The organism is Streptomyces sp. NPDC014764 (assembly GCF_043082785.1).
Taxonomy (GTDB): Bacteria; Actinomycetota; Actinomycetes; order Streptomycetales; family Streptomycetaceae; genus Streptomyces; species Streptomyces althioticus.
In genome coordinates this window covers 324242-338711 of record NZ_JBIBXY010000006.1, presented here as the reverse complement: position 1 = coordinate 338711, position 14470 = coordinate 324242, and the positions used below count along the sequence as shown (strand labels likewise).

At 71.1% G+C, this 14470-nt stretch carries 11 protein-coding genes and 1 pseudogene; 2 read left to right on the top strand and 10 right to left on the bottom strand.

What is annotated here, in order from left to right; all coding sequences use genetic code 11:
- Positions 1-49: 49 nt before the first annotated feature.
- The gene (locus ACF1AG_RS18000; protein ID WP_387795238.1) at positions 50-517 is read left to right on the top strand and encodes a hypothetical protein; all 468 of its coding nucleotides are present in this window, start codon (positions 50-52) and stop codon (positions 515-517) included.
- Here the strand turns inward: ACF1AG_RS18000 and ACF1AG_RS17995 are convergent.
- From ACF1AG_RS17995 to ACF1AG_RS17975, 5 genes and pseudogenes are all read right to left on the bottom strand, one after another.
- Positions 494-4540, bottom strand: coding sequence for a tetratricopeptide repeat protein (locus ACF1AG_RS17995; RefSeq protein ID WP_391810029.1), 4047 nt, complete (start codon positions 4538-4540; stop codon positions 494-496). The two genes, ACF1AG_RS18000 and ACF1AG_RS17995, sit on opposite strands and share 24 nt — an antisense overlap.
- Positions 4537-5541 carry a hypothetical protein gene (locus ACF1AG_RS17990; protein WP_359604647.1) on the bottom strand — a complete coding sequence of 335 codons (1005 nt, stop codon included), beginning with the start codon at positions 5539-5541 and terminating at the stop codon, positions 4537-4539. Before ACF1AG_RS17990 ends, ACF1AG_RS17995 begins: the two co-directional genes overlap by 4 nt.
- A 5-nt stretch (positions 5542-5546) precedes the next feature.
- Positions 5547-6566: a MoxR family ATPase gene (locus ACF1AG_RS17985; RefSeq protein ID WP_359604649.1), complete on the bottom strand. Its 1020-nt coding sequence runs from the start codon at positions 6564-6566 to the stop codon at positions 5547-5549.
- The gene (locus ACF1AG_RS17980; protein WP_359604651.1) at positions 6563-7879 is read right to left on the bottom strand and encodes a toll/interleukin-1 receptor domain-containing protein; all 1317 of its coding nucleotides are present in this window, start codon (positions 7877-7879) and stop codon (positions 6563-6565) included. The genes ACF1AG_RS17985 and ACF1AG_RS17980 overlap by 4 nt, the downstream gene beginning before the upstream one ends.
- A 256-nt stretch (positions 7880-8135) precedes the next feature.
- Positions 8136-8498: pseudogene (locus ACF1AG_RS17975) on the bottom strand (glycoside hydrolase family 3 C-terminal domain-containing protein); the annotation flags it as partial.
- 676 nt (positions 8499-9174) lie between these two features.
- Here ACF1AG_RS17975 and ACF1AG_RS17970 point away from each other — a divergent pair.
- On the top strand, positions 9175-9921 hold the full coding sequence (locus ACF1AG_RS17970) for an SDR family oxidoreductase (RefSeq protein WP_359604653.1): 747 nt from the start codon (positions 9175-9177) through the stop codon (positions 9919-9921).
- A gap of 31 nt (positions 9922-9952) precedes the next feature.
- Here ACF1AG_RS17970 and ACF1AG_RS17965 read toward each other — a convergent pair whose 3' ends face one another.
- The 5 genes from ACF1AG_RS17965 to ACF1AG_RS17945 all read right to left on the bottom strand — a co-directional run bounded on the left by ACF1AG_RS17965 (position 9953) and on the right by ACF1AG_RS17945 (position 14463).
- Positions 9953-10636: a TetR/AcrR family transcriptional regulator gene (locus ACF1AG_RS17965; protein WP_359604655.1), complete on the bottom strand. Its 684-nt coding sequence runs from the start codon at positions 10634-10636 to the stop codon at positions 9953-9955.
- A gap of 158 nt (positions 10637-10794) precedes the next feature.
- The gene (locus ACF1AG_RS17960; protein WP_391810028.1) at positions 10795-12408 is read right to left on the bottom strand and encodes a bifunctional 3-(3-hydroxy-phenyl)propionate/3-hydroxycinnamic acid hydroxylase; all 1614 of its coding nucleotides are present in this window, start codon (positions 12406-12408) and stop codon (positions 10795-10797) included.
- Positions 12405-13178, bottom strand: a complete 774-nt coding sequence (locus ACF1AG_RS17955) for an aldolase/citrate lyase family protein (protein WP_359604659.1) — start codon at positions 13176-13178, stop codon at positions 12405-12407. Before ACF1AG_RS17955 ends, ACF1AG_RS17960 begins: the two co-directional genes overlap by 4 nt.
- Positions 13175-13645 carry a nuclear transport factor 2 family protein gene (locus ACF1AG_RS17950; protein WP_359604661.1) on the bottom strand — a complete coding sequence of 157 codons (471 nt, stop codon included), beginning with the start codon at positions 13643-13645 and terminating at the stop codon, positions 13175-13177. Before ACF1AG_RS17950 ends, ACF1AG_RS17955 begins: the two co-directional genes overlap by 4 nt.
- Positions 13646-13647: 2 nt before the next feature.
- Positions 13648-14463 (bottom strand): 2-keto-4-pentenoate hydratase, encoded by an 816-nt coding sequence (locus ACF1AG_RS17945; protein WP_391810027.1) that lies wholly within the window; start codon positions 14461-14463, stop codon positions 13648-13650.
- Positions 14464-14470 lie beyond the last annotated feature (7 nt).

Here is a 14470-nt window from a genome sequence, read left to right as displayed (position 1 = left end):
CTCGTTGTGACGGGTATGAAGCAGACGGTTGCCGCCGACGGCGGGGCGCATGACAACCCGTGGCCGCCGGAAGAGGGGGGACGAAGTGAGCGTGGTATCCGTGTCCGCGGCGCTTTTGATGAAGGTGGCCTTGGAGGCCAGGGGATCCGGGTCGGTGCTGTGGCAGAAGCTTGAGTCACTGGTGGCCGGTACGGGGGGATCCGCCGCCCTCACAGGACCGTACACGAGAGAGCTGAGCAACCTCGAGCACGCGCCCTCCGATGTCGAGGCCGCGCAGCTGCTGTCCACCGGACTGGCCGAGAGGGCTCAGCGGGACGAGGGGTTCCGGGCGGCGCTGGAGGCGTGGGTGGACCAGGCGGCGGGTCATCTGGTGTATGAGACACGCGGCTGTGTCCCCGTGGGGATCCTGACGATGTCCGTTCTGCGGGACCGCCACTCGGTGGAGGCGCACTACTCCATCTCCGGTGGTACTGAGGACGAACTCAGTCAGCCGTCAGGCGCCTTCGCTCCCTGCTGAAAAGCGGCGCACCAGACGCGCTGCGGCACGCAGCGCCGTATCGGCGCCGGCGCGCTCGTCCGCTGCGGAGAGCAGGTGGCTCACACGGAGCAGGTCGTGGACGAGGACATCGGCCTCGTCACGCAGCGCGTTCTCCGCGTGTGCCTGGTCGGCCACGGCTTCGGCCGTGGCCGGCCGTTCGGCAGCCTCCGCGCGATGCTGGTACGTCTGCTCGAACTCGATCCGTGTGTAGAGCGCCGCGCTGTCGGACAACGCCATGACCGCGGAGCCAAGGTCGCCGTGCTGTTCACAGGCGTTGCCGAGACGGTGCAACACCTGGGCCTCACCGTGAGGATCGCCCAGCGCCTCAAGGTGCGCACCGGCGTTGCGCAGGGCCGGGATCGCCTCGGTGAAGCGGCCCACGTCGAGCAGTATGGTGCCGATGTTGCGCAGGGAGAGGGCTGCCTCGTGCTCGCTCTGGCCCTGTTGGTACAGGGTGCGCGCCGACAGCATCTGCTCCAGTGCCTCATCTGGACGGCCGAGCCGGTGGAGCGCGAGACCGAAGTCGGTGCAGGCATGGGCCTCGGCGACCGGGTCGTCCAGTGAGGCGAACAGATGACGGGCTGCCATGAAGTGTGCGTGTGCCTCTTCCAGCCGCTCGGTTCGCAGGCAGAGCGCGCCGAGTTCCCGGTGCAGGCGTGCCTGGGTGGCCCGGTCCCCCAGCTCTTCGAACCGGCCGACCGCGCGCCGGAACCGTTCAGTGGCCTCGTCGATGCGCCCCAGTGTCTTGAGCACTTCCGCCAGGTTGTGCAGCAGATGACCCTCCTCCGCGGGGGACAGGGAATGCTGGCCGACGAGTTGTTCCGCCTGCAGCAGCGTCTGCAGTGCCTGTTCGGTCCGCCCGGCCTGGTGCAGCGCCGCCCCCAGGTTGCACAGCAAGGACATCAGGGCCACGGGGCGCTCTCGACGGTGCTCCGAGAGGGCGTCCGTCAGCAGCGTGATGGCTTCCCTGGTGTGGTCGGTCTCCAGGAGAACCGCACCGAGGTTGCTCAGCAGACGCAGATACTCGGTCCGCTGGTGCTCGGCGTCCAGCAGCTCCGCGGCGGTGTCCATGATGGCGCGGGCCTGCTGGAAGTCGCCGGTGGCGGCACTGGTCACCGCCAGGTTGTTCAAGGCGGCCGCCGCGGCGGAACGGTCGCCGCTGCGCTTCGACCATTCGTACACGAGCTGCATGAGCTGCAGGAGAGGCGCGAACTCCTTGTGGTGAAAGAGGAAGGTGGCCAGACGCAGAGCGATGGCGGCGCCCTTCGCCTCGCGGCCGTGCTGGAAACAGAATGTGCTCAACGCGATCAGGTTCTCGTGCTCCTCCTGCAGCCACGCGATCGCCTTGTCGTGCTCGCCCACGTCTCGTCCGCTGCGCCGGCGGGAAAGGTTCTTGCGGAAGGTCCGGTCCGCTGCCAGGGCGCGGGTGTGCTGTGCCTCGACGACCCGCTGCAGAGCTTCGTCCGCTTCCTCCCTCGTCACATGACGGAGGAGGTTCGACCGGCCGTAGGTCTGCAGAATGGGATGCATGGCCCAGCGGCCCGGCTCCTCCCGTCCGCTGATGAGGTGGTGCTGGGCGAGGCTGTCCAGCCGCGCGTCCACGGTGTCGTGCTCCGCGAAGAGGACGCGCGCCAGTGCGGTGGTGAAGCTGGTGCCGGGCAGCATGGCCAGGAGACAGAAGGCCCTCTGGTCGTCCGGAGCCGCTCCGTGGAAGGCCAGGTCCAGAGCGCGCGTGACGGGACGCTCGCCCTTGTGTTCCAGTTCGAGGGCCGAGCAGAGGCGCAACATGACCTCCAGATCGGCCACGGTCCGGTGCGGGTCGGCGGTCAGCCATGCTGCCGCGGTGGTCAGCGCGAGGGGGAAACAGCCGCACAGGGCCACAACCTGACGGGTGGCTTCCGGCTGGACCCGCAGACGGCGGTCGTCGGGGTCACGCTGCTTCAGGGAGTGTTCCAGCACGTGGACGGCGTCGTCCTCGGGGAGAGGCCCCAGCTCGACGACCGTCGCACCGGCCAGGCTCAGGGTTCTGCGGGACGTTGCCAGAAGGGCCAGGCCCGTCGGCGCGACGGCGGCGATGTCCCGCAGCTCCTCCTCCGTCACGTCATCGAGGACGAGCAGGGTCCGGCGCGTCGGACCGGACATCAGCATCAGATGGGCCACGCACAGCAGGCGTGCCTGCTGCTCGTCGAGGTGCCGCGTCCGTCCGGCGCCCAGCGCCTGGAGCAGCGCGGCCCAGAAGGGCCTGTCCCCGCCGACCGTCGCCATGAGCACTCCGCCGGTGAACCAGCCCCGCTCTCGTGCCAGGTGTGCCGCCTGAACGGCCATGACACTTTTGCCCGTTCCCGGCACCCCTGTGATCGCTGTGAGCACCGGCATCGTGTTCTCGGGAAGGAGCCCGTGCAGGATCGACTCCACCGCCCCTCGCCTGCCCGGCAAGGCGGGTAGTGCCGGCGGGAGGGCCCCGGTGGCGTAGAGCCGCGCGTAGGGTGAGGCGCTCCTGTGTCCGGTCGGAGGCAGCGTGAAGAACAAGGCCTGGTGCAACAGCAGGGTGGCCGACGGCCCCAACCGGGGTGTCGCCGGTGGTGTCATCGCCGTGGCCGCGACGAGGACGGGTTCTCGCCCGGAGTCATCCAGCAGGTCCAGCAGGGCGGAGGCCAGGTTCTCCCCGGTACGCGGATCGGCCAGGGCCTGGTCGATGTCGTCGAGCCACAGAACCGTGTGCGACCCGATGCCGTCCTCCGCTAGAGCCTGCAGGACGGTCTGGTTGCGGTCGACGGGCGGCGGCGACCAGATCCACCAGGTCGGCCGTGTGGCGCGTACGGCTTCCCACGCTGTACGGGTCCGTCCGCTGCCGGGGGCACCCTGGACCAGCACGATCTCGCTCCGTGACGACATGGTGATCGCGTGGCGCAGGTCCGCGTCGACGGAGGTGGGCCGGTAACGGGTCAGCCGTGGCAGGAGCAGGCCAGCCTGTTCGACGGCACGCAGGTCCGGGGCGATGCCGAAGTGGGGGTAGTCGCGGTCGTGCAGGTCCTGGATGCTTCGCCCCAGCAGGCGCGCCTTGCCCGGCCGCCCCGAGGGGGGCCGACTGATCACTTCCGACCCGCCGGGAGCACCCACGCGGTACACCAGGCCGCGCGCCGTCCGCACGTACAGGGGGACGTGGGCGGCCTCCGCCGCGGTGAACCCGCCGCGGGGCACGCGGACCTCCGTGGCGCTCTCCCAGGCGTCCAGGTCATGGGTCAGCTGCAGGATCCGCGGCTGGGTGTCGGGGACGAGGATGCCGTCCGCAGGCCACGTCGAGTCGCCGAAGGCTATGACGTTGCCGTCGTGGCGCACGGGCAGGACGACGTCCTGAATGTCCGGGGACACGGACGACCGCTCGGCTGACGAGAAGAACAGGTGATGAGACGAAGGGCCCAGCAGCTCGTTGAGGTCCAGCGCCGTCGACGTCTGCCGGACCCGCCGCGGCAGCCGTTCCCAGGCCTGTGCGAACCAGCGGCGCAGACCGTCCCGTCGGCGCGGATCCTCCACGGCCGCACGCAGGACGGATTGCAGCAGCGCGTCGACGTCCGCCGTGTCCGGATGGTCGAGGCCCGCCTCGGCGGTCAGCGCCGCCCACGTCACGCGTTCCTCGACCGCCAGGACGGGAGGCAGATGGTGATGTGCCTCCTCGATGACCTGTCCGGCCCTGCGGATGGGATCGGTGGGGGAACTCCGGGCGAGTTCCTCGACCAGCAGCTCGCGCGCCTGGTGCAGTACGGGACGGCGCAGTGCCATGTACTGCCTGCCCCGGTGAGCCGCCCAGGGGCCGAACCACAGCCCGGACTCCGCTCCGACGTCCAGCGTGGGCCGCACGTGGAGGCGCATGCCCCGGATGAGCTCGGGTTCGATGCGCACGGCGGACGCCAGGGCCACCGCCAGCGGACGTGCCGTCCGCGGCAGGTCGTCGATGCCGGGGTCCCGGTGCAGCGGGTGATTCCGCATGCGGGTGCGGATCATGCCAGCCTCGTGTACGCGGTGGCCGCAGTGGTCGTCCGGTCCCAGGTCAGAACCGGCATTAGAGGCCGTAGCCACGAGGGCTGGCGGCTGTGCGGCAGCGGGGTGAGGGCGACGGGAAGGCAGCCGGCGCGATGGAGCGTCGTCACCATGTGCTGCCAGGTGCTGGGATCACCGCCGGTCCCGGACCGCGGGGCGCGGTGCTGCCCGAAGTCGGTGAGCACCAGCACGCGCGTCCCCAGAGGCGGTGCGATGTAGGGCTTCCACGTCCAGCCCGCACCGCTTCCGTTGTACATCGGGTCCTCGGCGAAGTATCGGACGTCGCAGGCATGGCGGCCGACCACGGCGGCGATGCGATGGAGGAGTTCCTCCTCGTCGCGCAGGAACAGCTCCATGCCGTCCCCGATGTCGACGAGCACCTGCACGCCGAACCGCAGGGTGCGCACCGGGTGGCGTGGCAGGAAGCTCACGTACTGACCGCTGGTCAGAATGGTCAGAGTGCGCTCCACGTCGATGGGCCCCTCGTAGACCCGGCGGGAGAGCAACTGGCGCAGGATTGCGGGCTCGGACCGGGGCGGCAGCAAAGGCTGGTGGACGCTGCGGGTGACGGTGCGGCGTGGCGGTGCTTCGGCGAGCACGGGTTCGTTCCAGGCGCGCTGGACGGCGAGCTCCGTGCCGAGGGGCACCAGAAGGGGCATCGAGGGCGCTGGCTCGCGCAGGGCCCTGGTCCGAGGGGAGTGCGACGGTTGGCGGGGGACCGGCGGCTCGTAGGAATCCGCTCGGGACGCGCTGTCCGCGGCAGCGGTGTCGAGCCTCACGCGGTTCCTCAGCTGAGCGGGAGTGGTCTGCCGCAGGCTCAGCATGGCCGCTGCCTTGTGCAGGGCGGCGTCGTCCAGATCCGGTAGGGCGGCCATGACGCGTGCCATGTCGCCGATCCAGTTCTCGCTCTCCGGGCGGCTTCTCGCCGGCAGTCCGCGCGGCGCGGCGCCCGTCGTCCCCGGCATCCCGTTCAACCCCTCATGTGCTGGGGTTTGACGAGGGTCAGATGACGCAGCTTGTCCCAGCGGCCGTCGTCCCCTCCGACGTCGATCTTCAGGGCGCGGCAGGCCCACAGCGCGTCCAGGTACTCCGCCGTGCTGGGAGGACGGATCCCGTCCCGGGAAGCGGTGGCCCGCACTTCCAGCAGCTCCTCCGCGAGAGCGTGTGCGAGGGCGACGTCCTCGGGGACCGCCTGGCGGAGACGTGCGATGAGGTGAGCCTCGGCGATCTTGACCAGGTCCTCCACCGCTTCGGGTTCCGGCGCGCTGGCGATGACGCAGCGCCGCAGGAAGGCCTGCGGCAGTTCCCTCTCCTCGTTGGTCGTGATGATGACGAGGTGGCGGGAGAAGGGCTGGTGCCGTTGCGGCCGTCCGGGCGGTTCCACATCGACGCGCCGGCCGGTCTCCGTGACGGTGAAACCGTTCGACGCGAGGGGCACCAGCAACCCGTTGGGTACGTCCGGGTCGGCTTTGTCGATCTCGTCGATGAGCACCACCGCGTGGTCGTGGTCGCGGTCCTTGTTCCACCGCTCGTCGCGGGGATCGCCCCCGTCCACCCCGCCGGCGCTGCGACTGCCGCGTACAGAGCGTGCCCGGTCCACGACTTCCGCCGCCGACTTGGGTGCGAACGCCCACCACAGGGGACCGGGCTCGACGTAGATGTTCTCGTCCACCTCCTTCTGTCCTCGCCGCGCGTACCGGGCGATCTGGGCATCGGCCAGGCGGCGTACCCCGTCGAACGTCCACAGCAGATCCGTTGCGCGGGTCTGCGACGTCACCACGTACTCGTAGTAGCGCCAGCGCTCCCGGCGGGCGACGTAAGGAGCGAGCGACGATTTCCCTGAGCCGGGATTGCCGCGTAGCAGCAACGGTCTGCCGGTCGCCTTGGCCACCTCCACGGCCAACTGCAGGTCGGGCGGCATCACATAGACCAGACCGTCCCGGCGGTCCGGCATGTCGGACACATTGGCCTCGGCCGCTTCGTCATTCATGCGCACCGCTCCAGGAGTTCGTCGATGGACATCACCATGATGAAAGCCTCAGCCTGTCTCGCCTCATCGGGTGCGGAGGCGACGAGGACGGCGTCCGCCAGTCCGTTCACCTCGAGTTCCTTGGTGTCCGGAATGCCGTCAGGGGTCAGGATCACCAGTCCGAGCCAGGGCCAGCGGGCCTGCAGCCTCCTCGCCACGTCGGACACGACGTCCAGCGGGTAGTCCTCGAGGCTGACCACCAGGTACTGGGTCACGCGCGCGTCATGGCGAACGGTGGTGAAGTCCTTGTCCCAGGGAGGCGCCCGGAACACTCGGGCGAGGCTGCTCAAGCAGGCGTCGTAGAGTCGGTCGGCCAGTGGCTCGTCGCCCAGCGCCAGGTCGGGCTCGTCCTCCACGGCACCGACGCGCCAGCTCATCGGTCTGACGAAGAGGGCGCGTTGCACGTGGTGATCGGCCACCCAGGCGTCATGTGCCGGAAAGACGATGATCCGCCCCCGCGGCCCGTCCCGGGTCTGGTCCGGCAGGAAGCACCGTGCCGCGTCGGCATCCACCCACCCGGGCTTCACCTGTTCGGCGAGTCCCTTGAGCGAGGCGGTGTTCAGAACGGGTTGCAGTTCCCCCAGCGCCTGGGCCAGCACGACCCCTTTGCCTGCCGCCGTCAGCATTTGGAAGGCGAGGAGGAGGTCCGATCCGATGCGTGCCGCGATCTGCTGCAACTGACCGCCGTGCAGCCCGAGCCGTTCCGCGCTCCTCACCACCCGTTTGTGGCTGCGTTCGCTGGCCCGGTCGATGTAGGCGGCGATCCGCTCCGCCCACTCGAAGACGTCGTCCTCGCTGGTGGCCTGCCCGACGTGGGCGAACTCCCCGAGCAGCCACGCCACGACCTCTTCCACGGTGCTCGCCTGACCGGGCCGCGGGTTCGGACTGGCCGTGCGGTCATGGATCTCGGTCTGGAGGCGGAGCAGTGGGCCGTACCCCTTCAACCTGGCCGCCTTGGTGCCGGCTCCGCCCAGCAGGGCCGGCAGGACATGGGGCAGGCTCCGCATGACATGGCGAGCCATGAGGATCTCGGTCTCACGGCGTACCCACTCCGAGTCCTCCACCGTCTGCGGACCGAGCAGAACGACCGCGGCGTCGCAGCGGAAGAGCTCCATGTACAGATGCTCCGCCCATACGTCGCCCGAGCGGAGGCTCTCCACATCGACGAAGACCTCGTAGCCACGGCGTTTCAGCTCAGGCACTAGCAGGCCGAGGGCTTCCTCGACGCACTCATCCTTGCCCGCGCCATGGCTGATGAAGACTTTTAGACCCACAGCCCCCCGCTTCACGTCCCCCGCACGGACCGTCGTGCGACCCGCTCGGAACGAGATTCTGACGGCTGGCGCCACCACGCGCAGCGGTTTTGGCGAATGACCCCCATATCGGTGTTCACTGCTTCGGGCCGGCCCCGGGCCGTCGGCACCGCGGTGCTGCGGGCCCGGCCCGCAGCATCGGCGTGGTGCACGGTCCCCCGCGCCCGGCCCGTCCGCCGGCGCGAGGGACACGGTCGGCGGGCCGGTCCCGGGAACGTCAGCGGTCGTACGACAGGCCGTGCCCGGACGGGAAGAGGACCTGGGCCGGGTCGTCGGCGCGTGGCACGGGCACGGGCAGCGTGCCGCGAGGCCCGACCCGGCCGGCGATCACCCAGGCGGCGGCGCGCAGTTCGACCTCGGTCCAGCAGTAGGAGGCGAGAGAGGCGGGGACGCCGTCGAGGTGGGCGACGTCGTAGGGGTTGCGCACGGCGAGATGGACGACGGGGACGCCCGTCCCGAGCAGCCGGGACACCAGGGCGCGCTGGGTGTCGGCGGCGCCGACGTTGTCGGTGGTGACGATCACGGCGTCTCGCCCCCGCGCGGCGGCCACGGCCGCGTCGATCGTGGCCGCGTCGGGCGAGCGGCCTGCGGCGCCTCCAGGGCGAGCGTCCCGCTGCGCGGTACGTGCTCGTGGTGCCCCTCGTAGGCGGGGAAGGCGGGGGCGAAGAAGCGCACGCCGAGGCGTTCGAGCAGGGCGTAGACGGCGTACAGGGTGCGCGGTCGCCGAGGCCGGTCAGGACGGTGTACTGGTCGTCGCCGAGGACGGCGAAGAAGTCCTCGGGCGCGCCGGACAGCTCCCGGCCGGCGGCGAGGAGCCGGTCGGCGGGGAGCGTGTCCGTCCAGCCGGTGCCGGCCCGCAGGGCCACGAAGCCGGTGACGCCCTCGGGGGCGGAGCCGCCGGGAGAGAGGCGGCCGGCGCGCAGCGGCAGCCGGACGCCGGTGATTTGCTGGACGTAGTCGCGCAGTTCGGTGGCGGCGAACCGCGTGCTGCCCCCGCCCTGCCAGAGGACGGTGGCCCTCGCCCTGCCGCGCTGGACCAGGGGAACCCCCCGCTCGGCGCGGCGGCCACGGAGGCGGGCCGCGCGGCCGCGGTCTGCAGGGAGCAGCTTCACACGGGGGGGCGAAAGTGGCCAAGGACGGAAAGTTTTCCATGACTTGACGGTGACCGCGGCGCGCGCGCCGGTGCGCCGTTGACGTGACGGGCGAGCGGACCTACATTCGCCTAGAATGTTCATTCTAGAGGAATCGTTCACGCCATGACCCGCATCCCCGTCACCCAGGAGCAGCGCACCATGACCGAAGCCCGGCCCACGGCCCTCGTCATCGCCGGCAGCAGCGGCATCGGTGCCGCGTCGGCCCGTGCGCTGGCGGCGCGCGGTCACCGGGTGGCGGTGCTGGCCCGCGGCGAGGGGGCGGACGCGCTGGCCGAGGAGCTCGGCGGTCTCGCCGTCCGCGGGGACTACACCGGGGCCGGTGTCGTCGAGGCGGCCGTGGAGCAGGTGGTCACCGCCTGGGGGAGGCTCGACGTGCTGGTCAACAGCGCGGGCCACGGCCCGAAGGGGAAGCTCGAGGAGCTGACCGACGAGGACTGGGCCACCGGGTTCGACCTGTACTTCTACAACGTGGTGCGGGCCTGCCGGGCCGCCCTGGCCCCGATGCGCGCCCAGGGCGGCGGCAGCATCGTCAACATCTCCTCGGCCAGCCCTTCCGAGCCTTCGCCCCGCTTCCCCACCTCCATGGTCGCCCGGGCCGCCATGACCACCTGGACCAAGCTGTGGGCGGACGAGGTCGCCGCGGACGGCATCCGGATCAACAACGTGCTCCCCGGGTACACCGTCGCCGACCCGGAGGCCGTGCCCGCCGCATGGACCTCCGCCATCCCCCTGGGACGGGCCGCCGCCTACGAGGAGGTCGCGCGGACCGTGGCCCACCTGGCGTGCGACGCCACCTACACCACCGGGCAGAACCTGCGCGTGGACGGCGGACTGACCCGCGCCGTGTGACCCCGTACGGCGCGGGCGGCCGTGGGCGGCCCTACTTCCGCTCCTCGGCGGCCCTGCGGGCGTAGTCGTCAACCAGGCCCTCCAGGGCCCGCGCCGCCATGTCCGCGTACTCGGCGAAGTCCAGCTCCAGGTGCACGTCGGAGTTGGCGTGGACGTAGAAACCGTCGGTCAACGCCAGGCTCAGCACGGTGAGTTTGGTGGGCAGGTCCGGGAACCGATCGACGACGTCGGCGGGGACGGACTCGGTGATCCGCTCGACGTCCACCTTGAACATCTCCACCCGCATCCGCAGGTACGCCGCGCGCACCTCGTTGTCCTCGCCCAGGCCGCCCAGTTGCCTGCTCAGTGCCCACACCGCCGCGGCCTTGAGCAGCGCCTCCTCCTTCGTGTAGTGCTCGGGATCGGCGCCGGACAGGCCGGCGATGCCGCGTGACAGCTTGCGGCGCAGCCCCTCGGGGCCGGAGTGGAGTTCCGTCCAGGCCTTGTGGCAGTGCTCCAGCAGAGCGACGAAGAGCTGTTCCTTGCTCTTGAAGTGCCAGTACACCGAGCCGATCGGCAGGCCCGAGGACGCGCTCACCGCCGCCATGGTCGTGCCCTGGTAGCCGTGCTCCAACGCCAGGTCCAGCGCCGCCAGCAGGATCTGTTCCCGGCTCCTGTCCGAGCGTGCCTGCCGCGTGCCCTTCGTGCCCTCGCCCCGCCGTGTGCTCCGCGTCATGCCGCCACCCTGTCGCCGTCAGTCGTCCGTACCCGTGCCACCAGCGCGATCATTCTAGAACCGCGCTACTAGCGATTGACCGGCGCGGGACCGAAGTGGCCGCACAGTACGGCCTACTTCGGTCCCGCCCGCTCCCACGGCGTCCTGCCCTCGTCGCGTCACACGGCGCAGGCGGCCTCGAGGACGCGCGCCACGACGTCGTCGAGCTCCTGCGTCAGGCATTCGGCGGCGATCACATGGTCGGGGCGCAGGATCACGGCCCCCACCGGCCGCGCGTCGAACCATGCCTGGAGGCTCGCCTCGCCCCCGAGGTCGCCGACGACGGTGACGCCGGACGTGGTCCGCTTGCGTGCCCATGGCAGTTGCGCCTTCGGCACCACCTGCACGAGACGGGCGCCGAGCCGGTCCAGCGCCGCGCGCCGCCCGGCGGAGAGGAACGCCGTCGGGTCGTTGTTCCAGGTGAGGACGCGCCAGCCCTGACCGGTCGCCTCGTCGAGCAGCATCTCGACGCCGTCCGCGTCGGTGGCGTTCGGCTGCGGGAAGATCGTGCCCGCCAGCCGGGGCACGTCGCGGACGGGCAGCGACTTGGACACCGGCAGCGGGGTGTGCACCACCACCCCATCATCGAACTTCGGCTGGGGCTTGAACGCCTGCCGCTTCTGCGCCTCCCGCTCCTCCGGGGTGCGGGCGGCGGCGATCCGGTCGCGCTCGGCGGCCTTCTCGGGGTCGTGGTCGGTCATCTCCTTCGCCATCCGGAGGGAGACCGCCACCATCTGCGTGACGTGGCCGAGCCGTTCCGTCTCGTACGTGTCCAGCAGACCGTCGGCCGACAGCCCCTTGACGACGGCGGCGAGCTTCCAGCCGAGGTTGAAGGCGTCGCGGATCCCGGAGTTCCAGCCCTGCCCGCCGACCACGGGCATGACATGGGCGGCGTCACCGGCGAGGAAGATCCGCCCGTGCCGGAAACGGCCCGCGATCCGGGCGTGGTGGCGGTAGACGCGGCGGCGGATGATGTCCAGCTTCGACGGGTCCGGCACATGGGGCGCGAGCAGGCCGAAGACGAACGCGTCGTCCTCGACGTCGGCCTCGCCCTCGTCCTCGAAGAGGGTGAACTCCCAGCGGCGGATGCCGTGCGGCAGCGCGATGGAGGCGTAACTGCGGGCGGGGTCACCGCCGAAGACCGCGTGGGGCGTGCCGATCGGGTCGTTGGCGACGTCGATCACGATGCCGTCGGTCGGCCGGGTCTCACCCTCGAACGAGATGCCGAGGCGCTTGCGGGTGGGGGAGGACCCGCCCTCGGCCGCGACGACGTACCGCGCGCGCACCGTCCCGCCGTCCGCGAGCGTGGCGACCACGCCGTCGGCGTCCTCGGTCAGGTCCACGACCTCGGCGCCGAACCGCACGGCGGCGTTGGGGAAGCGGTCGAGACCGGCGAGCAGCACCCGGTCGACCAGCGGCTGCACGAAGCCGTTGCGGCGCGGCCAGCCGAACTCGCGTGTCGTCGGGTTCACTTCGGACAGGATCGCCCCGGCACCGTTGATCATGTAGATCTTCTGGTCCGGGATGGTGTGCGGAAGCACCTCGTCGACCAGCCCGGCGGTCTGCATCGCGCGCAGTGCCTCGTCGTCGATGCCCACGGCCCGCGGGTAGTCGACGAGTTCGTGCTCCCGCTCGACGAGGAGGACGTCGACGCCCTGCTGCCCCAGCAGGTTGGCCAGGGTCAGACCGACCGGACCAGCCCCGACGACGAGGACGTCGCAGGCCTTGTTCATGTGGTGCTCCGTGCGGATCGGGCCGGGCCCAGCCCGGCGATGGTGTCGCCGAACGCGCGGTTCAGCAGGACGAGATCGATGCCGAGGCCGACGTAGTCGACGAGGCCGTCGGCGAACAGGCCGGCCGCGTACTCGGGACGGCCGGAGTAGATGCCGAGGGTGACGCCGTGCGCGCGCGTCACCTCACGGATGTGGGAGACCGCCTCGCGCACCGGACCCTCGTCCCAGTCGCCGCGCCCGGGGAGGCCGTAGGAGACGGCGAGGTCGGCAGGGCCGATGTAGACCGAGTCCAGGCCGGGCGTCGAGACGATCTCCTCGGCCCGGTCGACCCCGGTGCTCGTCTCGATCTGCGCGACGGCCGACACCGCCCGGTTGCCCGCCTCGGTGTACGAGTCACCCGGGTACAGCGCGGGCCGGGAGGGGCCCAGGCTGCGGTTGCCGGCCGGCGGGTACTTGACCGCGGCGACCAGCGCCTCGGCCTCGGACCGGGACTCTACGGTCGGCGCGACGATCCCGCGGGCTCCGCTGTCGAGGAGCCGCAGGACCGGCGCGGGGTCCGGCGAGCCCACCCGGGCGTACGCGTAGGCGTTGTCCCGGGGGAGGGAGCGCAGGATCCCGCAAGCCGCCTCCAGCCCCAGTTCGCCGTGCTGGAGGTCCAGGATCACGCCGTCGTACCCGGCGGCCACCGCCCACTCCGGGATCGAGAACGACGGCACCGTCTGGTGGTACAGCACCGGGTGCCTGTCGCCGCCGAGAGCTTCCCGCTTCACCGTGCCGGCCCTTCCTGTGCGGCCACGCGCGCCGCGTGGGCCGCGGCGGCCCGGCCGCCGAAGACCGGCACGATCTCCCGGCGGGCGAACAGCCACCGGCCGTCGACCTTGCGGTAGCGCTCGCGGAACTCACCGACCGACGCGGGCAGCGTCTGCGGCTCGTTCGTGTCGCGGAAGGTGAGGTACTGCACGGTGCCCTCGACCTCGTCCCCGTCCGCGGCCCGCACCAGACGGATCCCGCCGATGTGGTGACGGCCGACGACGTCCGTCTGCCGGGCCCGCTTGGCGCCCCACGCCTTCATGGCCTCACGGTCCATGTCGCCCATCGGGCCGACGGAGACGCCGTCCTCGGTGTACAGCTCCCAGGTCGTGTCGGCCCGGTTGTGGTCCAGGCGGTACAGCATCTCCGCTATGAGCTGCTCGATCTCGACGCGGGTGGCCGCGTCGACGGGGCGGTAGTCAGTCATGCTCAGCCTTTCGAATCGGCGGTCGCGACCACGCGACCCAGCCCGGTGACGGTGGCGACGCACTCGACGTCGGCGGGCCACGGCTCGATGTAGCCGATGGAGCCCGACAGCAGCACTTCTCCGGCGCGCAGCGGCTCGCCCGTGCGGATCGCGGTCTCCGCCAGCCACACGACCGCGTTGACCGGGTCCCCCAGCACGTTGCTGCCGACACCCCGGGTGATCTCCTTGCCGCCACCCGTGATGACCATCTCGGCCCGGGTCAGGTCGACCTCCCCGTACGGGTGCCGCTCCTCGCCGAGGACGACCCCGCTGCACCCGGCGTTGTCCGCGATGGTGTCGACGATCTGCCCGACGGAGCCGGCGTAGCGGAAGTCCACGACCTCGAACGCGGGCGTCACGTAGTCGATCGCCGCCTCCACGCTCGCCCGGGAGGCATCCGTGACGTCGCTCTTCAGCACGAACGCGACCTCCGCCTCGATCAGCAGGCGGTTGTACGCGGACAGCGGCAGGCGTACGCCCGAGGCGTGCACCATGTCGTCGTGGATGATCCCGTAGTCCGGCTCGTTGATGCCCACGCGCCGCTGCACCAGGGCGTTGGTCAGGCCGACCTTGCGGCCCACCCGTCTCACCCCCAGCTCGCGCTCGCGGAGGGCGGCGAACTCGGCGGAGATCGCGTAGGCGGAGTCGAGGTCGCGCTCGGGCAGCCGGGGGCTCACGTACGGCACGGTGTACACGCCGCGCTTGGCCTCGAACAGCTCGCGTGCGATCTCGTTGATGGTCTCCCGGGTGACGCTCACTCCGGTCCTTTCGTCAGGCATGCTTCCG